Annotated in this window: 13 protein-coding genes; 3 read left to right on the forward strand and 10 right to left on the reverse strand. The window is 40.3% G+C overall.

Going from position 1 to position 21,352, the window contains the following annotated elements; genetic code table 11:
- Nucleotides 1-52 precede the first annotated feature (52 nt).
- The 3 genes from yccS to GY065_RS09840 all read right to left on the reverse strand — a co-directional run bounded on the left by yccS (nucleotide 53) and on the right by GY065_RS09840 (nucleotide 5,478).
- The gene (gene yccS, locus GY065_RS09830; RefSeq protein WP_174833963.1) at nucleotides 53-2,209 is read right to left on the reverse strand and encodes a YccS family putative transporter; all 2,157 of its coding nucleotides are present in this window, start codon (nucleotides 2,207-2,209) and stop codon (nucleotides 53-55) included.
- Between the two features lie 128 nt (nucleotides 2,210-2,337).
- Entirely contained in the window at nucleotides 2,338-4,029 is a 1,692-nt protein-coding gene (locus GY065_RS09835; protein WP_174833964.1) for a glutamine--tRNA ligase/YqeY domain fusion protein, read from the reverse strand.
- A gap of 642 nt (nucleotides 4,030-4,671) precedes the next feature.
- Nucleotides 4,672-5,478: a DUF3304 domain-containing protein gene (locus tag GY065_RS09840; RefSeq protein WP_174833965.1), complete on the reverse strand. Its 807-nt coding sequence runs from the start codon at nucleotides 5,476-5,478 to the stop codon at nucleotides 4,672-4,674.
- A 2,623-nt stretch (nucleotides 5,479-8,101) separates the two neighbouring features.
- On the opposite strand from GY065_RS09840, the gene rnz reads away from it, so the two are divergent.
- Nucleotides 8,102-9,019, forward strand: a complete 918-nt coding sequence (rnz, locus tag GY065_RS09850; protein WP_174831613.1) for a ribonuclease Z — start codon at nucleotides 8,102-8,104, stop codon at nucleotides 9,017-9,019.
- A 263-nt stretch (nucleotides 9,020-9,282) separates the two neighbouring features.
- Here the strand turns inward: rnz and GY065_RS09855 are convergent, their stop codons facing one another.
- On the reverse strand, nucleotides 9,283-9,843 hold the full coding sequence (locus GY065_RS09855; RefSeq protein ID WP_174833967.1) for an NAD(P)H-dependent oxidoreductase: 561 nt from the start codon (nucleotides 9,841-9,843) through the stop codon (nucleotides 9,283-9,285).
- Nucleotides 9,844-9,957: 114 nt separating this feature from the next.
- Between GY065_RS09855 and GY065_RS09860 the strand changes: the two genes are divergently transcribed.
- Nucleotides 9,958-10,305, forward strand: a complete 348-nt coding sequence (locus GY065_RS09860) for a helix-turn-helix domain-containing protein (RefSeq protein ID WP_084563288.1) — start codon at nucleotides 9,958-9,960, stop codon at nucleotides 10,303-10,305.
- A 937-nt stretch (nucleotides 10,306-11,242) separates the two neighbouring features.
- On the opposite strand, the gene mqo is transcribed toward GY065_RS09860, so the two are convergent.
- The 3 genes from mqo to uvrB form a co-directional block, all read right to left on the reverse strand.
- Complete coding sequence (mqo, locus tag GY065_RS09865; RefSeq protein WP_174833968.1) at nucleotides 11,243-12,754, reverse strand: malate dehydrogenase (quinone); 1,512 nt, start codon at nucleotides 12,752-12,754, stop codon at nucleotides 11,243-11,245.
- 398 nt (nucleotides 12,755-13,152) lie between these two features.
- Nucleotides 13,153-13,587 carry a hypothetical protein gene (locus GY065_RS09870; protein ID WP_174833969.1) on the reverse strand — a complete coding sequence of 145 codons (435 nt, stop codon included), beginning with the start codon at nucleotides 13,585-13,587 and terminating at the stop codon, nucleotides 13,153-13,155.
- A gap of 162 nt (nucleotides 13,588-13,749) precedes the next feature.
- Nucleotides 13,750-15,777, reverse strand: a complete 2,028-nt coding sequence (gene uvrB, locus GY065_RS09875) for an excinuclease ABC subunit UvrB (protein ID WP_084553346.1) — start codon at nucleotides 15,775-15,777, stop codon at nucleotides 13,750-13,752.
- Nucleotides 15,778-16,272: 495 nt separating this feature from the next.
- On the opposite strand from uvrB, the gene GY065_RS09880 reads away from it, so the two are divergent.
- Nucleotides 16,273-17,688 carry a P-loop NTPase fold protein gene (locus tag GY065_RS09880; RefSeq protein WP_174833970.1) on the forward strand — a complete coding sequence of 472 codons (1,416 nt, stop codon included), beginning with the start codon at nucleotides 16,273-16,275 and terminating at the stop codon, nucleotides 17,686-17,688.
- A 133-nt stretch (nucleotides 17,689-17,821) separates the two neighbouring features.
- Here the strand turns inward: GY065_RS09880 and GY065_RS09885 are convergent, their stop codons facing one another.
- From GY065_RS09885 to GY065_RS09895, 3 genes are all read right to left on the reverse strand, one after another.
- Nucleotides 17,822-18,370: a hypothetical protein gene (locus GY065_RS09885; RefSeq protein WP_174833971.1), complete on the reverse strand. Its 549-nt coding sequence runs from the start codon at nucleotides 18,368-18,370 to the stop codon at nucleotides 17,822-17,824.
- A 274-nt stretch (nucleotides 18,371-18,644) separates the two neighbouring features.
- A complete protein-coding gene (locus GY065_RS09890; RefSeq protein ID WP_174833972.1) occupies nucleotides 18,645-19,469 on the reverse strand; it encodes an amidohydrolase in 825 nt (274 codons plus the stop codon).
- A gap of 22 nt (nucleotides 19,470-19,491) precedes the next feature.
- Nucleotides 19,492-20,760 carry an MFS transporter gene (locus tag GY065_RS09895; protein ID WP_174833973.1) on the reverse strand — a complete coding sequence of 423 codons (1,269 nt, stop codon included), beginning with the start codon at nucleotides 20,758-20,760 and terminating at the stop codon, nucleotides 19,492-19,494.
- Nucleotides 20,761-21,352: the final 592 nt, after the last annotated feature.

Genomic DNA, 21,352 nt, shown 5'->3' on the forward strand with positions numbered 1-21,352 from the left:
CACCGATTTTTTCAAACTTTTATTAATTCACTTTCACAGCCTGTTTGCCGCATTACTGAGCCGCTATCCTGCCTGCTCCGGCATCAGCCCGCAAAGCCTGTCTGTACAATGGCAGCTGTACATGAATCTGATGCAATTGCCGCCATAATACCTTTTCAACCACATCATCATCCGGCAGCGGCCTGCTCACTTTTAACAGCTCTGCCAAAGCCTCCCACTTAGTTTGAAAAAGTGCGGAATCAGGTTTCTGCTCCATCAATTCTGCCAGACTGCCGGCAATCGTCATCCAGTATTGCACCTGTTCCGGCGTCAGTTGTGGTCGCAGGCGATCCACCTGAGCACGAATCGCACCCAGTGCAGAAATACAGCTTAGCAATACATAATTCAGTTGCAGCAAGGTCTTACCCTCAGCCAGATGTTGCCCATAACGTTTTGGCTCCATCGACATATCAGCTACAGTATTACTCAGCGTAACCGCCAGCTCGTGTGCATTGCGTCGCGCCGAACGATAAACAACATCGTCGCTCAGCCCGTTCTGTAACTGCTGCGCTACCTGTCGCAGATAGACACCGTCACTGCTTAAGGCGCGCCCGGCAATCCGTCCCAACGTCAGATAACGCCAGTCCGGCCACAAATACGATACCGCACACCACGCCAGCACTGAACCAAGAATCGTATCCGTAAAGCGTGACAGCATGGCTGACTGCGTATCCATACCGATAATCGCAAAACCCACCAGCACCTGAACCGTAATAAAAAACGTGGAGAAACTGTAGCGACGAACCCTGAATGCAAAAAACAGCACCGTACTAACCACCACAATTATCAGCCTGCCAGACAGCGTAGGCACAAAATAGGGCAATGCCGAACCGACTACTACCCCCAGCAGCGTACCCACAATTCTTTGTTTCAGCCTGGCTGTTGTTGCCGAATAATTCGGCTGACAGACAATAACCCCAGTCAGCAAAATCCAGTAACCCATTTTCAGATGGAAACTTTCAACCACCACACAGGTAACAGCAGTCAGAATGGCCAAACGCACAGCATGGCGCAACACATTCGACTGAAAAGTAAAATGTGCTTTTAACGCTGGCAGAATATCGCGTATCCGGTCAACATCCAGCCCGGCAATCTGCAAATCACCGATGTTTTGTTCTTTACTGTTATTCTTTACCTGTTCCAGCCACAACAGCTGCTCATTAATCGCCAGAATATTAGCCGTTAGCTGCTGTAAACCCGGTAAATCCTCATCACTGCCATGTTCTGCACAATAACGTGCCACAGCCTGCTGCACACCTTCACCGGCACGCAGAAGCATCAGATTAAATGCATACGGCTTATCTTCCTGCAGGCATTCACTCATCTGCCGGCAAGCCTGCGCTTGTAATACAATCAGGCGCTGAATACGGTAAATTAAATCAGAGTGTGCCAGCTTGTGCGCCAGTGCCGCATAATCAACATGACGCGAACTGATACGTTCATGGATATTCTGTGCAGTCAGATAATATTGCAGCAGCATGCCAATACTACGCTGCCGGTGCTGCCGGCGCAGACGATAAAACAAAGCAGTACGGCACTGATTAAAACCATTAATCACCGCCGTATTTTTCATTGCCAGCTCAAGTTCCCTTTCTGCAAGCAAATCCACCTCATCCGGGTCAAAAAACTGAGCTTTTACCAGCATATAATCGGCCAGTCTGGCAAAAGAGCCGGCCAGATTGTCCTGCACCGGCCGGTTGGGAAACAGCAGATGCAGCACTAGCGTACACAGACTAAACAAACTGGTACCGCAAACCAGCATAATCGGATTGGTATACCAGGGTAAAAGCGGCGAATAAGTCAGCACCGTATACAGCATCACCAGCAGCGTACCAAAAGCAATCGTACGGTATCGCACATCAATAGCACCCATCATCGTCATACTGAATGCTGCCCACACCATCAGCAACGAAAACGCCAGCGGATGCCCGAATGTCCACTGCACCGCAGTAGCGGCCAGAGAAAAATGTATCAGCGTAAAAAACAGATTGCGTAAACGGCCGGTAAATCCATCATCCAGATCCACCAGCCCGCCGGCAATAATTCCCAGAAACAGCGCCGTACTTTCTGCCGTATTGCCCGTATACCATACCCACAGTGCTGCCAACATCATACTGAGCAGCATTGGTAAATTGGCCAGATAACCTGCACGTACCGGAATTGTTCGCATCAAACCGCCTCTAATGACCAGAAAACACAATCTGCTCCATTTTAGCAAGCTGCCGGATAAACCGGACAGATTATTTACAGCATAAAAAAACCGGCTTCAAAAAGCCGGTTTTCCATATACAGACACAATTATTTCTTCTCAGCCTGTGCCTGCCAGGTATCACGTAAAGTTACAGTACGGTTAAATACCGGATTTTCCGCAGTATGGTCATAGCGGTCAGTCACAAAATAGCCCAGACGCTCAAACTGATAGCGCGTTTCCGGTGCCAGCGTATTTGCTACCGGCTCCACCAGTGCATCAATTTCTGTTACCGAGGCCGGATTCAGAAACTCAGTAAAATCACGATACTGACCATCATCACCGCGTACTGCATCCGGACGTTCCACAGTAAACAGCCGGTCATACAGCCGCACTTTAGCCGGCACAGCATGGTCAGTAGACAGCCAGTGAATAACACCTTTCACCTTACGTCCTTGCGGCTTAGAAGCCAGCGTGTCATGGTCTATCGAGCATTTCAGCGATACCACCCGTCCAGACGCATCCTGCACCACTTCCTCACACTTAATCACATAGCTGTAACGCAGGCGCACTTCACCGCCCGGCGTTAAACGCTGCCAGCCTTTAGGCGGCTCCAGCGCAAAATCGTCTGCTTCAATATAAATCGTTTTCGTCAGCGGTATCAGACGTTCGCCCATTTCCGGATGATGCGGATGAAACGGTGCTTCACGGCTTTGCGTTACCGCCTCATCAAAATTAATCAGCTCAACTTTAATCGGATTGAGCACAGCTATCATTCGTGGTGCCACACTTTCCAGATCTTCACGAATAGCACCTTCCAGAACACTCATATCCACCACATTTTCGCTCTTGGAAATACCTACCCGTTTGGCAAACAGACGCAGTCCTTCCGGCGTATAACCACGGCGGCGCATACCGGAAATAGTTGGCATACGCGGGTCGTCCCAGCCGGACACATGGTCTTGCACTACCAGCTGATTCAGCTTGCGTTTGGAAGTAATCGAATACAGCAGTTCCAGCCGTGAAAATTCATACTGATGCGGCTGATGCGCAATCGTAATATTCTCCACCACCCAGTCATACAGCGGCCGGTGTGATTCAAATTCCAGCGTACACAGCGAATGGGTAATATTTTCAATCGCATCCGAAATCGCATGCGTATAATCATACATCGGATAAATAACCCATTTATCACCAGTGCGATGATGATGCACACGGCGGATACGGTAGATTACCGGATCACGCAGATTAATATTGCCCGCAGCCATATCAATTTTCAGCCGCAGCGTTTTACTGCCGTCCGGAAACTCCCCATTACGCATACGGGCAAACAAATCCAGATTTTCTTCTATCGTACGTTCACGATACGGGCTGTTTTTACCCGGCTCCGTTAACGTACCGCGATACTGACGCATTTCCTCAGCATCCAGATCATCCACATACGCCTTACCTGCTTTAATCAGCTCCAGCGCATACTCATACAGACGCTCGAAATAATCTGAAGCAAAACGTTCCTCATGCCACTGGAAACCCAGCCACTGCACATCTTCCTTAATTGAGCGCACATACTCATCCGATTCTTTCTCAGGATTCGTATCATCAAAGCGCAGATTACACAAACCATCATAAATATAAGCCAGACCAAAATTCAGGCAGATTGATTTAGCATGGCCGATATGCAGATAACCATTAGGTTCGGGAGGGAAACGCGTAATTACCTGCCGGCATTTCCCGCTTTGCAGGTCTTCCTCAATAATAGAGCGTATAAAATGATTATCGGCAAACTGATCTTTATTAAGCATAGTTCTTCTGAATATGTGCAAATGTGTTTTGCAGAATAAAAACGCCTGAAAACACCAACTAAAAGGTAATAATTATATACCCAATTTATATAAGCAATATACAATTATACTAACCAAAAACGTATCAATTAAACAGTTTAGTAATAATTAAGCAAATACTAAACCAAATCAGATGAAATACAAACAATAATTTACCGATTACCTGTATTCAGTATGCCTGTCTGCTAAAACATCCGTGTCTCATGCCCGCAAGCGGGCACCACACAATGACATAAAATATCCGGCATGAGCCGGCCGAAGCCAAAGGACTGCCATCATGTAAGAAAATAAATCAGCAAGAAAGTTTAAACTATATCTTGAGTATAATGGCTATAATAATCAATCCGTTATCAATAGCCCGCATACTTCGCCGCAAGCCGTATGAAAACATCAAACGTTATAAACAGGCACAACAGCAGTACAGCATTTCCGTATACAGCGTATAAATTGCATAATCAGCTCAGTATATTATCCGTTGTGCAGATACAATAATCATATCGTCTGCCTTCGATAAATATTTTTCTTCCGGACATTTGCTTCTCACTTTTTTTGTTTTTCAGCACACAGCCACAGATAAAAAATTAAAGTCTGCTAGTTGTTGTCCTATTTACCAGTAACCGGCAGTTTTCCCTGCTGCTCCAGTTCCTTTATATATTCCGGCAGGATTACCTGCTTAATATTAGCCCGTTCCTGCTTGATTGCATCCATCCTAGCTTTATTGCGCCGGTAGTCCGCCATGGATTTGATGGATGGGCGCGGGGTACATAATTTCTGGCTTTTCGCAAATAGTTCAAACTGTTTTTTCACCACTTCCGGTGCTCTTTCCTTCCGGGTTCCGTAATCAATCAATATCTGATTACAGGCCAGAAAATGGATGGTGATATTTTTTGCCTTACCAGAATGATTTCCTGCAAATGCCGATGGAGGTGGCAACGGTATTACTTCTGAATAGTTTTCATCATACTGATTAAGAATAGCTGCTTCTTTAGGATCTGAAAGATTCAATCCTCTGGCATGCCATTCTGGATATGGTGACACCCTCCAATTGATACGCACCATCATTCCCGGTTTCCATTTCATCGGAAGATAAGCTGCTCCACAAGAACCGCCACCATAACGTTTTTTACCTACTTCATCATCATCAACACCATTGGTATTCGGAATACAGCCATCATTGGTTGAATCACTGAAAAAATTTCTCGTTGAGCCGCCGGAAATAATTGAACCGCCGGAAATATTTTCGTCAGTGTATACAAGAACCTCAACCGGCACGGAATAGGATTGTTTTTTACCGGTCATGCCTACATAAGGGTCAACGTATTCTCCGCAGGAGGTGATCGCAGTTGCTGACAGCAGCAATAAACTCAGCCGGATAACGCGGCTTACAGTAAATATTTTTCTTCTACACATTTGATTCTCACTATTCTCAGATTAAACGCTGTGATTACTGCATTGTTGTATTTAATAATTGATTTCATAGCTGCATCTGTACCTTCCCCCTTTATTCCGGTTTTTGTTATCACCCTGTTGACGGTACCGCTTACATCTGTCAGTTTTTATGCAATGATATTACCAATATCTGGCGCAGAAACGAGAATTTTTTATTATTCAAACCGATATTTATACTGCGAATAATAAAACGCCACTGCACAATAGAGGAACAATGGCGTTATTTTCAGGAGATTCCGGCTATGGCTAAATCAGCCAGCTTTTTTACAAATGGAACAGTTCAGGATTGCATGTGCAAGCTTATTTGCATTGGTAAAATACTAGCCGGCGACTACAGCTAGCCTGCAAAACTTATTTACTGCGAACCGGCAGCTTGCCCTGCTGCTCCAGTTCCTTTATATATTCCGGCAGGATTACCTGCGGGATATTGTTACGTTCTTTTTTGATTGCATCATTTTAGCTTTGTTACGCCGGTAATCTGCCATGTTTTTACTATAGGGCATGGTGTACAAAGTTTCTCATTTTTCGCAAACAGCTGGTAATGCATCGGAATATTTCTGTCTTCTTCTATTATAATATACAATTGATTACAGGCTAAAAAATAGACAATAATATTTTTTATTTTACCAAAATCATCACCGGCATATAGTAGCGGAGGGTGTAATGGTATTACTGCCGAATGTCTCTCAAATCCAGAATTGGCTTTTTTGGCAAAAATTCTATATAAAATAAACCACCTAAAAATACAAATGATTTACGACCAAATTTATTGATACTGCGCCTATAACAAAACTATTAATCGTCTGAAGCCCAAACTTGAGATCACATAAGCAATCCCCAAAACCATTGATATAAAGAAAATTTAATAACTATTCATATCGTTATATTAAAAAAGCATTTTATTGCAATATAGTGCTTTAGCATTCATAATTGGTGAAAAATACTTAGCATAAACATTATTAACTCTATGATTATTCCCGCAACAAAAGCCGGTTGGATTTTGTTAACTAGCTATCTAGGATTGACGCTAATCCTTATGATACTTACTGATAGTATCTATCCCGATTTCAGCGATATTTATGGCTCACATGCCAAAATTGGTTATTATTTTTTTATGCCTATCCTTTGGATAGTTTATGGGATATTCATATATTATCTGGGATTAAAATTAAATTTTAAAAAAGAGTTTATTGTCCCTTTTATAATTTCTAGTGGTAAAAATTACATCAAAGTTAAAGACATTAAATACACTTTCTGCGAAATTCCGATCCAATATATAGGATTGCTATCTTTAGTATTTGGTATTGTTATGCTATTGATACAAATCGTCTATCGATTTTTATATTTATAGTATTTTAATTAATAGACAGCTATGGCAGGTTTTTGAATGATTAGCCACAAGAGTAATTTATTACTCTTGTGGATTTTTCCTGATTAATTATTTTGTTGACAGAAATTGATTATAAATACTTATTTTATTTAAGAAGGAATATATTTTATTAATATGAATGGCAAATATATAGATGGTTATACCAATATTTTGAAGGCAGAATGGTGATTGTGCTTGCTAATAGTGGCACAAAAACCGACTAGTTATGTTTTATGAAGAAATTACCTTTATCAGAATCTGTTGATAGTTTTAGATAAGAATTTGCTACCAAGTGAATGTGCAATTATCGGTAAAACCATGATTTTATGATGACTATCCGGCTATGATTTGTGGCGATGTTATCAGGACGCCACGAAATAGGATTGTTTTTTGCCGGTCATGCCGACATAAGGGTCAACGTATTCTTCGCAGGAGGTGATCGCAGTTGCCGACAACAGCAATAATAAGCTCAGCCGGATAATTCGGCTTGCAGTGAATATTTTTCTTCCGGACATTTAATGCTCACTCTACAGATACAAAAGACAATATCAGTTTCTCTGGCCTACAGATTTAATTAATGAAAGATAGCTGACAATCGTCAGCAACTGAATTGGTTGAATGCGGTTGCTCTATTTTATCTGCACCAAACCTGTTTGTTTTTAAATTAAACAAACAGCATAGTAATGATTAGTCATATTGAGCAATGCCAATTTATACTCAACAGATTGAATATTATATTTAATTTTTGATGATGAAGATTTGATTTATATCGATAGATTCTATTACTCCTCTTCAGAAGCAGAATTGACTAAATGCTTAGAAAAAAATTTTTATATCAGTCAAGCTGAGTTAAATAAATCGCAGCAGAAATTTTTTAATGCACTTTCAAATTGGTATGAAGACAAAGAGTACATCGGTAATTGCAAAAAATAAACTTAAAAAAATCTAATAAAGAATTGATTAAATATCGTGATTTACAGTGTGACTTTACTTATTCGTTAGGGGGTAGAGCAATTGGTAATGCTCTAAATATGTTAAAATACACTTATTTAGCTGAACTAAATTTTCAACGAACAAAACAACTTGATCTTTATTGGTCTGATTGTTTGTAACTGTTATAAAATTTTTTCCACTTATTGTTATTGCATAAAAATAAAGTTATATATTGTTATTCTTAGTATGTAATAAGACATTCAACAAAAGATTGATATAGTTATGAAACTAACTTTTTTAGGAACAAGCTCAGGTTCACCAACCGCCGAGCGCAATGTAAGTAGTATTATGCTCGATCTCCGACAAGAAAGAGGCCGATTATGGCTTTTTGATTGTGGTGAGGCAACTCAAATGCAAATGCAGAAAGCAAAATTTAGCTTAGCCAAATTAGAGATGATATTTATAACACATTTGCATGGTGATCATCTGTTTGGTTTACCGGGTGTTTTAACTACACGTTCATTAACCCAAAATCAATCGGAACTAACTTTGATTGGCCCTAAAGGCATCAAACAATTTATTCAAACTGTGATTGATATTAGTTATTCTTGGATAACTTATCCTTTAAACATTATTGAACTTGATCAAGATGGTTTGGTATTTGAAGATACTAAATTTCAGGTTGAAGCCAAATTATTAGCGCATCGGGTACCTTGTTTTGGTTATCGTGTTATTGAAAAGGATTCGCCACCTGTCTTAGATATCGACAAATTACAGCAAGATAATATTAATCCTGGTCCACATTATGCCTATTTAAAAGAAGGTAAAACAGTAACACTAGCCGATGGCCGTGTCATTGATGGTCGTAATTATCTTGGTGATTTTAAACAAGGGAAAAAATTGGCTATTTTAGGTGATACAGGACCCTGTGATGCTTCAATTGAATTAGCAAAAGATGTTGACGTACTTGTCCATGAAGCAACGCATGAAAATGCATTAGGACAAAAAGCAATTGAGCATGGTCATTCTACCACTGTTCATGCAGCCACGATTGCTAAACAAGCCAATGTTAAAAGATTGATTATGACGCATATAAGCCCTCGATATTCTCTCAATGACAATGCCAAATTAGTTAATGAGGCTAAGAGCATTTTTATCCATACTGAAATCGCAACTGATTTTGCCACGTTCCAAGTATAGAAAAATATGCCGACATTATCGGCTAGTTTGCTGATGTTTCAATTAGTAATAAAATTTCGCAGGAAAAGCTAATTGAGCCTGAAATTTATAGATTTTGTAAAAAATATTCAGGAGTCTATACCGTTTCATTTTTTATTCAGAATAAAATCATTAAATACCCATTACTTTAGAAAAAATTAAGAAATATGCAGCATATTTCTTAATTTTTTAATCTACAGTAGATTTATTTAGTAATAAGCATAGATGAACTTTAATGATCTGTTTTAAATTAGCATTCCTAATTTTTTCATCCAATTCACATAATCATCTGCACTTTTATCTATATCTTTTTGTGTAATTTTATCCGGATAGTCTGGCTCATTATTTGCGCCATAAATTGCAAAAATGGGCTGATAATCAGCCTGAACGTAATTTATTGTTAATTCAAAGGGTCTGAGAATTTGCTCAAGTGTATATTTATAATGTCCTGTTTGAGAATAGTCTGCTTTCTTTATACCTGCCGAAACAGCTAAACCTACTTTTTTACTCCTTAATTTATCGCCTAAAGCACCAAATGCCCATCCGTAAGTGAAAACGTCATCTAACCATTGTTTTAATAATGGTGGACAATTAAACCAATATATCGGAAATTGAATTACCAAATTTTGATGATTTTCAATTAAGTTTTGTTCGAAACTAGAGTCTATTTTATAAGAGGGATAGTAAGAATATAAATCATGTATGGTTATTTGTTCATGATACTGATTTAATCTATTAACCCAACATCGATTAACACTCGAAGAGGCTAAGTGAGGATGAGCAACAATCACTAAAGTGCGTTTCATTGTTAAATATTCCTTCTATATTATTATCAATAATTAAGTCATACTAATATTAATACGATTAATTTTGAAGTACGGTAATTACTGTTATGTACTATCTTTATGGAAAGTATCAACATGGAAAATCATCATTGTGCCGAAGATCATTTTGAGGATAGTGGATTTAATTACACACTCTCAATGATTCGAGGTAAGTATAAAATTGTTATTCTTTATTGGTTAAACGAAAATCAACCCTCAATGCGATTTAATGAACTTAAACGAAGCATTAATCATATTTCTTTTAAAACACTGAGTAATACCCTAAAAGAGATGGAAAAAGATAAATTAATTTTTAGAAAAGAATATCCGCAAATTCCACCTAAAGTGGAATATGGGTTATTAGAACGAGGTAAATCTTTAGTTCCTATTTTAGATATGCTTTGCCAATGGGGAAATAATCATAAAAATGACCCATTATCATAATCTGAAAAAACTTTATCCGCCGACATTGTCGGCGTATTTATATGACTAAAGACAAAATTTAGTGGCGGAGGGATTGGAACTTATCTTGGCGGTTTAATCTTGGAAACTTCAAATTATCAAATTCTATTTATTGTATTTCTTTGCCTGATCTTTATTCCACTGTTAATTACAGTACGCAGCAAAGATATATAAATCAATATATCAGACTATATTTAAGCTTTAGCATCAATGTAGTAGCTGATATCGATGCAGTTATACAGAATCCTTGCATAATCAATTTGTTTGTTTATCTGAAGTTTATTGTGTTATTGATATAGCGGTATTTTTTGTGTATGGATTTTTAATATAAGTTTTAGAGATAAGCACGGATATGCCGCTATTGTTTAGAAAATAAGATTACTGCTGTGTCTGATAGTGATACACGGGAAAACCAGCGTCTTATATTCGATGGATTAAGCGGTATTATCATAAATGAATATTGCTCAAGATGCCGGAATGACAGTGAATGCAGGCTCTGTCCTGCTATCAAGAAAAAATTTTATCTAACCGTATAAATCATACCTGTTGCAAGTGGCCTGATACAAAAACAACGCCACTGCATTATTTAAAATACAGTGGCGTTTATTACTGCGTTATATAGTTATAAATATTAGTTATAATTATATATTTTGTATGTCTATGTTCTTTTCTTTAAAATTATACTAAATAAAATTACTCCTCAGAGCAAGCATTATTTATATTTTAAGCTTTGGTAATAGTTTTAAAACACATTGTGTTGGATAGTAACGACAACAAAATAATAACATATTGATTATTAAACAGTATAAATGTTGAAATCAGAAATTAAGTAAATAATCAGCAAGCATAAAAAAACCAAATTCAGCAAGAATCTGGTTAGAAGGTTTAGAGATAATAAATGTTGTTAGTCCGGGTTTATTCAGCTGTTTATAATTTGTTGTTGCGGAGTATGTAAATTCAGCGATTTAATCGTCCAATCGCGAATACGCTGTACCAGATCCGGGTTTTGTTCCAGTTTCTGACCATAGCTCGGTATCCATTCATGCAGTTTTTGCTTCCATTCGCCGCTGACTTTATCGGCAAAGCAGTGTTCGAGTAATTCAAGCATAATGGATACGGAAGTAGAAGCACCCGGAGATGCGCCTAACAGGGCTGCCAGTGTACCATCGGTAGATTTCACCAGCTCAGTACCAAACTGCAACACGCCACCTTTTTGCGGATCTTTTTTGATTACCTGTACACGATTGCCGGCAACGGCCAGCTGCCAGTCTTCATCACGGGCTTCCGGATAAAAGGTACGTAATTCCTGCATGCGGTCGGCAAAGCTTAACCGTACCTGCTGTATCAGGTAATGCTCAAGAGCAAAGTTATGCACGCCGACGGTGAGCATGGGGCGAATATTGGCAATATTCAGTGTCTGAAACAGATCTTTAAATGAGCCGCATTTAAGAAATTTGGTGGTAAAACCGGCAAAAGGGCCGAAAAGCAATGCTTCTTCACCATTGATAACCCGTTTATCAAGATGCGGCACACTCATTGGCGGGGCGCCGACTGATGCTTTGCCATATACTTTGGCATTATGCTGTCTGACAATTTCGGGATTTTTACACACCAACCACTGACCGGATACGGGAAAACCGCCGTAGCCTTTGCTAGCCTCAATCTGGCTTTTCTGCAGCAGTCTGAGAGAGCCGCCACCGGCGCCGATAAATACAAAGCGGGCAGATACTTGTTGGCAGGTTTGATTAGTTAAATCTTTGATTTTCAGGTGCCAGCGGCCATTCTGCTGTTTCAAGTCGATAATTTCGTGCTGCAGATGCAGTTGGCAGCCGTGACTGGTGAGGTTATTAATCAGAATGCGGCTTAAGGCGCCGTAATTGACATCAGTACCCAGATCCGACCAGGTAACGGCTACCGGCTCGCTGTTATCGCGCCCCTGCATCATTAATGGCACCCACTGGCTAATCTGCTCTTTATCTTCGGTATAAACCATATCCTGAAACAGACGGTATTGCTGCAAGGCAGCAAAACGTTTACGCAGAAAAGCAACATCAGTTTCACCGCGTACAAGGCTCATATGCGGCACACTGCGGATAAATTCATTGGGATTGGCAATCATACCGGCATCGACAAGTGATGCCCAGAATTGTTTGGACAATTCAAACTGTTCGATAATTTTAATTGCTTTGGATACTTCGATTGTGCCGTCTTTCAGCTCAGGGGTGTAGTTGAGTTCGCACAGGGCTGAATGGCCGGTACCGGCATTATTCCATGCATCTGAGCTTTCTGTAGCCACACCAGCGAGACGTTCGTAGATATTAATCTGCCAGTCTGGCTGTAACCCCTTAAGAAAGGTTCCCAGTGTCGCGCTCATTATACCGGCGCCGATTAATACTACGTCTGCTGAGCTATCGCTATTGGTGTTTTTCATAACGCAAACTCTTTTCTCTTCTCTTCAGGCTACTTTGATTAAATGTTTATCTGGAAGTTCGCACACGAAGTAATCAATATTGGAGTGATTTATTTGTTTTTGACTTAAATCATTGACAATAACAAGTAGTTAATTTAAGCACTTTTACTAACAGGCAGCAATAGCAAAATACAGTATGTATCAGACTCTATGGCTTTTTATTAACTATTTTATTGTTTATTAAGCAAATTGTTTTTCATTAGCATGACAATGCTATTTTATAGTAACAGCAAATGATTATATCTTTATTGTTTTAAATTAATTTTTCATTTTTCAATACAAATTTTTTCAAATAAGCAACGAGGGTATTATAGCTATGCCGACCATAACCGCTGCGGTTATGGCTGATTTTTCAGTGCCTACTGTTGCAAACGGTTAACACACAGAGCACTAATGGAGGCAGCCAGTGCATTAAACAGTATCGGTATCCAGTCCAGCAGCCAACTAAATAGCCAGTTTTGCAGAAGTGCGACTGAAAAGGCAATAATGGCGGCGGCTGCGCCGAGCAGAAAGCGCGGCAGACGCCGGACAAAACAAGAGCAGAATACGGCCGCCAATAGTGAAGGGACTAACGCAAAAAGCATGCAGCCACAGATAAGTACAAGAATAAGCTTGATATCATTAGAATTAAGTAAGCTGGTCTGCATCAAGGGCAGTTCACTATTGGCGCGCCAGTAAAATAATATAGTACAGAATAAAGCAGTGATGATTACACTGCTTAGCGTTTGCAGCATAAGTGCGGGCAGTCTGGCCAAAGCTGATGGATGGTGGGTATGGATCTGCTTGTGCTGCATGATACTGTCCCGTTCTGACCGGCCGGCTGACAGGAGCCGGCTGTGTTATTCAGTGTACCTGACAATGCCGCATACAGGTATGCTGTTTGGTGTTAAATATCTCTGACTACTCCGGCATGATACTAGATACTTTACCGCAGCCGGCGCAGAAAAAACCAGTGATTAAGCTTCGCTGGCACCAAATAACAGATTTTCTTTAATCGCACGGATTTTGTCCCGAATCTGTGCTGCCTCTTCAAACTGTAAATCACGTGCAGCAGCCTGCATGGCTTTTTCCAGTTTGGCGATTTCTTTAACAGCATCATCTTCGTTACGGATTTCTCCGACTTTGAGCTTACTGCGACCACGCCCTTTACTGCCGTTTTCATCGTGGTAAACGCCATCTATCAGGTCGCGTACCTGTTTTTTAATTTGCTGAGGCACGATACCGTGTTCTGCATTAAAAGATATCTGGCGGGCACGGCGGCGCTCGGTTTCATCTATGGCGGCTTTCATGGAATCGGTAATTTTATCGGCATACAGAATAGCTTTACCGTTAACATTGCGTGCAGCGCGGCCTATGGTCTGAATCAGGCTGCGGTGACTGCGCAGAAAACCTTCTTTATCCGCATCCAGAATTGCCACCAGTGAAACTTCGGGAATATCCAGCCCTTCACGCAGCAGATTAATGCCTACCAGTACATCAAACAATCCCAGACGCAGGTCACGAATGATTTCTACCCGTTCGACGGTATCAATGTCACTGTGCAAATAGCGCACTTTTACACCCAGCTCAGCGTAGTAATCAGTAAGCTGTTCGGCCATGCGTTTGGTCAGCGTAGTGACCAGCACGCGCTCCCCCAGCTCACGGCGGATATTGATTTCCGAGAGTAAGTCGTCTACCTGTGTGGCCACAGGACGGATAATGATTTCCGGATCCACCAGACCGGTGGGCCGCACCACCTGCTCGACTACCTGACCGGCATGTTCTTCTTCATATTTCGCCGGTGTAGCCGACACAAATATGGTTTGCGGCATCACCCGCTCAAATTCATGGAATTTTAACGGCCGGTTATCCCGCGCAGACGGCAGGCGAAAGCCATAATCCACCAGATTCTGCTTACGTGAAGCATCGCCCTTGTACATACCGCCAATCTGGCTGACGGTAACATGGCTTTCATCAATAAACATCAGCGCATTTTTGGGCAGATAATCCATTAATGTAGGCGGCGGCTCTCCTTCCGGTTTGCCGGAAAAGTGGCGTGAGTAGTTTTCAATACCTTTGCAAAAGCCCATTTCATAGAGCATTTCCAGATCAAAGCGGGTGCGCTGTTCAATGCGCTGCGCTTCTACCAGACGTCCTTCATGGGTAAACCATTTAATCCGGTCGCCCAGCTCCTGTTTGATGTTTTCGCATGCCCTCAATACGGTTTCGCGCGGGGTAACATAGTGGCTGGACGGGAATACTGTATAGCGCCCGACCCGCTGTTGCAGGCTGCCGGATATCGGGTCGAACAGCTGCATGCGGTCTACTTCGTCGTCAAACAGGCTGACACGCAAAGCCAGCTCAGAGCTTTCCGCGGGAAAAATATCAATCACATCACCGCGCACGCGGAAAGAACCGCGGGCAAAGTCGATATCGCCACGCTCATACTGCATGGCTACCAGACGCGCGATGATATCGCGCTGGTCGATTTTCTGCCCTTCTTTCAGGTGCAGAATCATCTGGTGATACTCATTAGGGTCACCAATACCATAAATGGCCGATACAGTTGCCACAATCACCACATCCTGACGCTGCATCAGGCTTTTGGTGGCACTCAGACGCATCTGCTCGATATGCTCGTTAATGGCCGAATCTTTTTCGATAAACAGGTCACGGCTGGGCACATAGGCTTCTGGCTGATAGTAATCATAATAGGAAACAAAATACTCGACTGCGTTTTCCGGAAAAAACTCGCGCATTTCCGCATACAACTGGGCGGCAAGCGTTTTGTTATGCGCCATGATAATCGCCGGCCGGCCGCTTTGCGCAATCACATTGGCCATGGTGAATGTTTTACCGGAACCGGTAACGCCGAGCAGAGTCTGGCCGGACAAACCGTCTTCCAGTCCCTCCAGCAATCCTTTGATTGCAGCCGGCTGATCACCGGCAGGGGGAAATGGCTGGTGCAGTTTAAACACACTACCCGGATACTGAATAACATCCATAAGTTGGTAACCTAAATAAAATTCAACTCAGCAAAAAAATCACGGCTGAAACAGCCAAAACCGCCGGCAGCGGTTTTGGCTTACAAATAAGGCCATTACAGGTAAAAAGCAAGTTTGAACATAATGCTTTATATCACTTCTGCTTGCTGAAATACTGGCTGCTGCCAGACTTTACTTTTTATGGTGGTTTTCTAACAATTCAGTTATTTAATCAGAAAGTTAATATTTCACAGCAGCCAATTATGTATATTATGCCAAGCCTGCCCTGCCGGTGGTTTTGCGTTAGCCGACAGCAGGCAATAGATGGTTGGTGAAATCATACTGCACTGTGTCTGGCTGTGTTGTAAACCCCGCTAACGGGTCTATTTTTATGCGCTTTTCCGGATTGATTTCTGTATTACAGCTTCAGAAATATTATAATCAAATCATTGATTACACCAACCAGAATAACCGGTGAGTACCGGCAGAATATTGCTATACAGGGGAAAAAATATTATGGGTAAACTTAGTCTGAGCAAATGCCAACCGATCGAAATTGATGCCGATAATCCGTTTAAAAACGATGTACTGGGCAGAGAGGAGAATATCACCGTTCTGACTCAATTTATTACCAGCTTTGAACAGTCTATTGTACTGTGTATTGATGGTGGCTGGGGACAAGGTAAAACCACCTTTATCAAAATGTGGCAGCAGTATCTGAAGAAACGGAATATAACTACTATTTATTTTAACGCATGGGAAAGTGATTATACTGACGATGCCTTAATTGCGCTGATTGGGGAAATTAGTTTATCCATAAAGAAATTAAAGCGGCTGGATAAATCTAAAGTCGATGAAGCATTTGAGTCTATCTATAAACATGGAGCCAATCTTATTAAAGTTTGTGTACCAGCTTTGTCTAATCTACTCGTTAAAACTGTTTCAGTTGGTTTAACCAATGCTGATGAACTAGCCAAAACCTTAGGTGCATTAAGTGAATCTCTGGTAAAAGAACAGATTAATAAATATGAAGCCTCACATAGTACTCTGAAAAACTTTAAAGAAGAATTAAGTAAACTGGCAACAATTTGTGCCAATGGCGAGGAACAAAAGCCGTTGGTAATTTTTATTGATGAACTGGATCGCTGCCGCCCTAATTTTGCGATTGAAGTACTGGAAAAAGCCAAACATTTATTTAATGTGAATAATATTATTTTTGTACTGGCAACGGATAAAACTCAGCTTAGCCATTCTATCAGAGCCGTGTACGGTCAAGGGCTGGATGTTAACGGCTATCTGCGCCGGTTTATTGATTTTGATTATCTGCTTCCGCTATCATCAAATGCACCATATATTATTCACTTAATGAATAAATTTTCACTTGAAAATTATTTCCAAAAAAAAGGACTTTATCGTTTATCAACTAGAGATTTTTTAGTAGACATTGTTCACAAATACAAATTAAGCTTAAGAGAACAAGAAGCTTTTTTTAATATTTTCAATGTTGTTATTAGAACGGAAAGTAATGCTCATTTAGGCCATTGGACAGTTCTTACAATCATTTTTTTAATTATATTAAAATTAAAATTTCCAGATTTATATAAAAGTCTGGATAACAAAAATGATACTAATTTTATTTCAAATACATTAGAAAATATTCGTTCTCATTGCACTCCAAATAATGAAGATTTTAATTATTACTTAGAAATAACAGAATACTTACTTTTAGAAATCTCGAAATCGTTTCTATCTCGTTCAACTTCATCACAAGAAATTATTGAACAGTATGTTAACAAATTTCATTTTGATGAAAATAAAAAAAATAGACTTGAGACAATTGGAGCTGATTATGGAAATCCCCATATAGATTTATCACAATTGTTTAACATAAAAAAAGCCATTGAATTTTCTAATTTATTCAAATTTAATTAATTTTCCGGATAGGTACTTATCTACATTTTTTTATTTTCCGTTTAGGAATAAAGAATTAATATCCAGAAATATTGAAAACTGCTGGCAAAAATAAAATTTGAATAAAAAAACCGCCACATAGGCGGTTGAGTATTTATTTTTTCGGTGTACGTTTAGAATAATCAATGGCTTTGTAATAATCTGCGCCACTGCCTGCCGGCGGTTTAGCTGCCTTTTTAAGACAGGCATTAATCACTGTTTCATCATTCAGTCTGAACTGTTTACTGTCCAGTTTACCGCTTAAGGCCTGATTTTTGATTTTTTTAGCGATATTGATTAAATCCTCACGTGACATGAAACCGGTCAGATTATAAATCCGGTTCTCTGCAATTTCCTTTTCAAGGCCGTTTCTTTTTATCAGATTATAATATTGCAGCATACCATTATTCAGATATTCTTCCGGCGTCCCTTTCAGAAACGCCGCTCTGATTTCGGTGGAAACAACATTATCGGCAGCAGATAAAGATTTCTGCCCTTTGTAAGCCATGTCATACTGATTATTGGCTGTGGATACAAAAGCTTTTAATGTAATGCACTGCGGCGGCAGATCATTCACATCGCTGGTTTCATAATTGTATTCTTTGGCAGCAGCACCGGCGGATATACAAAACAATAAGAAAGAGGTAAGCAGCAGTTTGTTCATACAGTTTTCCTGGTTAATCAGATATTGCTTTAACTTTATTTATCAAATCAGATAAAGCCAGAGCTTTTATTCAGACAGCAGACAATAAAGCTTAAATTCTGTTTCTCTTAATCCATGATAACTTCACAATAAAAATATCAATGAATTATTAATATTTAAAGATATAGTGTGTATGGTAAATAAGTTTTATATTTTTTATCTGTCGAAGTCATTTTCTCCGCATACTGAGCTGATTAATTACCGGAGTGATTTCAGTTAGTCGAATCAGCACTTTTTAGATAAATCTGAATAGCTTTGCTGGTGTATCCCAGAGTATATTGTGTGTCAGCTGTTTATCCTGCAACAGCATATTCAGCTGCGTAGACAGATAATCAGGAGTAATCTGCTGTTCAAATTGAGTATGCGGCCAGTCGCTGCCCCACATCAGCCGGTGGCTGCCCAGATTTTCTACTAATAAAGGGATGGCAGAAGCAAAGAATTTGTGACCTTCTGCTGCGGCAGCACTAATCCGGTATGCTCCCGACAGTTTGCACCATATCATTCCGCTACGCCCCCACTCGAGCAACTGCTGAAAACCATAATCGCGGGCAGGCTGACAATCCGAAGGCCGGCCGAAATGATCAATCACCACTTTCACATCCTGTTTGAGCAGTGTTGCAATCATGTCACTGAGTTTGTTACTGCGGCAATGTACTTCTACATGCCAGTTTAGCTCTTTTACTTTATCAAGCAGATTTTGCCATGAATCGGTTTGTAAATCCGGTTGGACACCATCAATAATATTCAGGCGTATACCGACAATACCGCCTTTATCCAGGGCTTCAAGTTCGGGCATTGTGATAGAGGGCTCAACACAGGCAACGCCTCTGAGACGGAGTTTAGTCTGTACAATAGCCTGAAGCATAAAGCTATTGTCATAACCCAGAAAACTGGGCTGAATCAATACGCCATGTGTACAGCCATGAGCATCCAGATGCGCCAGATAATCTGCCAGCGGCGCATTTTGTGCCGGTGTGTAGCGGCGGCCGGCTACCATCGGCAAATCCAGCATAAAAACATGGGCATGACTGTCTATAATACCCACCGACTCTTGATTCATGTTATTTCTCTTTCTCAATCTGCTATTTGTCAGATATCTGTCCGTCCTGATCAATTTCGCTTAAGTCGCGCCCTTTGGTTTCCGGTAACAGCAATACGCTAATGACCACGATTGAATAAGCCCAGCTGGCATCTATACCGATAGCTGAACCCAGCGACATTGAAGCACTCATATGCCCGACCAGAGGCGGAAATACAGAGGAAAGAATACGGCCGAAATTATAACAGAAGCCTACTCCTGCACCTCTGTATTTCTGCGGATACAATTCATTAAATACTGCCCCAAGACTGGAGGGAATACCGGCAGCAAAGAATCCCAGCGGAAAACCTAGAAACAGCATCTGGGTATTGGTTAAGGGGACAAACAGATAAATACGTACAGTAATCACACAGCAGATAGCAAAGCAGGCAACATTAAAACGTCTGCCGATTTTATCGAGTAAAACTGAACTGGCCATACAGCCACACCAGAAGGCAACGATGATTACTGCCAGATAGGCACTGGAATTGAGCACAGAAAGGTGGCGTTCTTCTTTCAGATACGTAGGCAGCCACGACATAATTGCATAATAACCGCCATGTGCGCCCAAACCCAATAAACCGCCCAGTAAAGTAGTACGAATCAGTGAAGGAGAAAAGATGCCGAACAGTGCTTCGGTAATAGGCATGCTATTTTCGTTTTTCGAAACTACACTAGCTTGTTTTACTGGCTCCTGTACATGCCGGCGTACATAGAAAATCAGTAGTGCTGGCAATAAACCAACTGCAAACATGATACGCCAGGCGAAAGTTTCTGGAGCCAGACTGAATACAATGGAAAATAGTATAACGGCCAGTCCCCATCCCACAGCCCATGCACTTTGTACTGTTGCCATCACTTTGCCGCGATACTGGCTGGAAATGGTTTCTGCCATCAGTACAGCTCCGGCTGCCCATTCACCGCCAATACCAAATCCCTGCAAAGCTTTCAGTACTAATAACCAATAATAATCGGTAACAAATGCTGCCAGAAATGTAAAAATTGCAAACCATATAATCATGATTTGCAATGTTTTAACACGTCCGCACCGGTCTGAAAGAGCTCCTGCAAACCAGCCACCCAGTGCTGAAGTGACAAGTGTGGCACTACTGAGTAAGCCGGCCTCCTCTCTACTGATAGCAAAATATACAATTAGTGACGGAATCACCAGGCCGAACATCTGAGTTTCCAAAGCATCAAGAGCCCAGCCACTAAAGCATGCCCAAAAAGTTTTTCTTTCATTCCCTGATACTGCCCGGTACCACGTAAACATAAAGTTTCTCTTTCTTTGTCTATTTTTGAGAATATGTATTTTTTTAAAGTTGCAGCAAATTAAATTTGTTTTTTTATACTTTATATTTTTAATTTGCTTCTGACAGCTCTCAGACCAATAAAAAAATACTATTTACTTTCTAATCAGATTAAACAGATGATAATTTGGTTACCGACCTCTTCAAAAATCATTAGTTAATTAAACATTAATATATATACAATTAATAAACCCTAACATAGAAAATTAAAAATAAACCATTTTCTATATAACTACAAATATATACAATAAAGTTTTGATTTCAAGCAAATGTACAAGTCTTTATTGCTTACAAATGTTATTAATTAATAAATTATTTTAATTCTAATAAATCTAATCTGTTTTGTGCAGACTTTTTTCTATTATCGTTTTTTTAACAATAAATTCTGAATATATTGTATTATTATATAATATTGTTCTAAAAATTATAAAATTATTAGAATTAAAGACTAGTATATTGGGTATTTAATCAATCTAATTGCCGGCAAAAATTTAAATTTTTATATTATTTGTCATATTTGCTGTGTAAAAAACGATTATTATGCTATATATATAT

Origin of the sequence: Snodgrassella sp. ESL0323, from assembly GCF_013346865.1 — a bacterium.
Lineage (GTDB): Bacteria > Pseudomonadota > Gammaproteobacteria > Burkholderiales > Neisseriaceae > Snodgrassella > Snodgrassella alvi.

Bases quoted from the DNA above. Each gene is read 5' to 3' on its own strand.
- yccS (WP_174833963.1), bottom strand. From the start codon at position 2,209: ATGCGAACAATTCCGGTACGTGCAGGTTATCTGGCCAATTTACCAATG.
- GY065_RS09835 (WP_174833964.1), bottom strand. From the start codon at position 4,029: ATGCTTAATAAAGATCAGTTTGCCGATAATCATTTTATACGCTCTATT.
- GY065_RS09840 (WP_174833965.1), bottom strand. From the start codon at position 5,478: ATGTGTAGAAGAAAAATATTTACTGTAAGCCGCGTTATCCGGCTGAGT.
- rnz (WP_174831613.1), top strand. From the start codon at position 8,102: ATGAAACTAACTTTTTTAGGAACAAGCTCAGGTTCACCAACCGCCGAG.
- GY065_RS09855 (WP_174833967.1), bottom strand. From the start codon at position 9,843: ATGAAACGCACTTTAGTGATTGTTGCTCATCCTCACTTAGCCTCTTCG.
- GY065_RS09860 (WP_084563288.1), top strand. From the start codon at position 9,958: ATGGAAAATCATCATTGTGCCGAAGATCATTTTGAGGATAGTGGATTT.
- mqo (WP_174833968.1), bottom strand. From the start codon at position 12,754: ATGAAAAACACCAATAGCGATAGCTCAGCAGACGTAGTATTAATCGGC.
- GY065_RS09870 (WP_174833969.1), bottom strand. From the start codon at position 13,587: ATGCAGCACAAGCAGATCCATACCCACCATCCATCAGCTTTGGCCAGA.
- uvrB (WP_084553346.1), bottom strand. From the start codon at position 15,777: ATGGATGTTATTCAGTATCCGGGTAGTGTGTTTAAACTGCACCAGCCA.
- GY065_RS09880 (WP_174833970.1), top strand. From the start codon at position 16,273: ATGGGTAAACTTAGTCTGAGCAAATGCCAACCGATCGAAATTGATGCC.
- GY065_RS09885 (WP_174833971.1), bottom strand. From the start codon at position 18,370: ATGAACAAACTGCTGCTTACCTCTTTCTTATTGTTTTGTATATCCGCC.
- GY065_RS09890 (WP_174833972.1), bottom strand. From the start codon at position 19,469: ATGAATCAAGAGTCGGTGGGTATTATAGACAGTCATGCCCATGTTTTT.
- GY065_RS09895 (WP_174833973.1), bottom strand. From the start codon at position 20,760: ATGTTTACGTGGTACCGGGCAGTATCAGGGAATGAAAGAAAAACTTTT.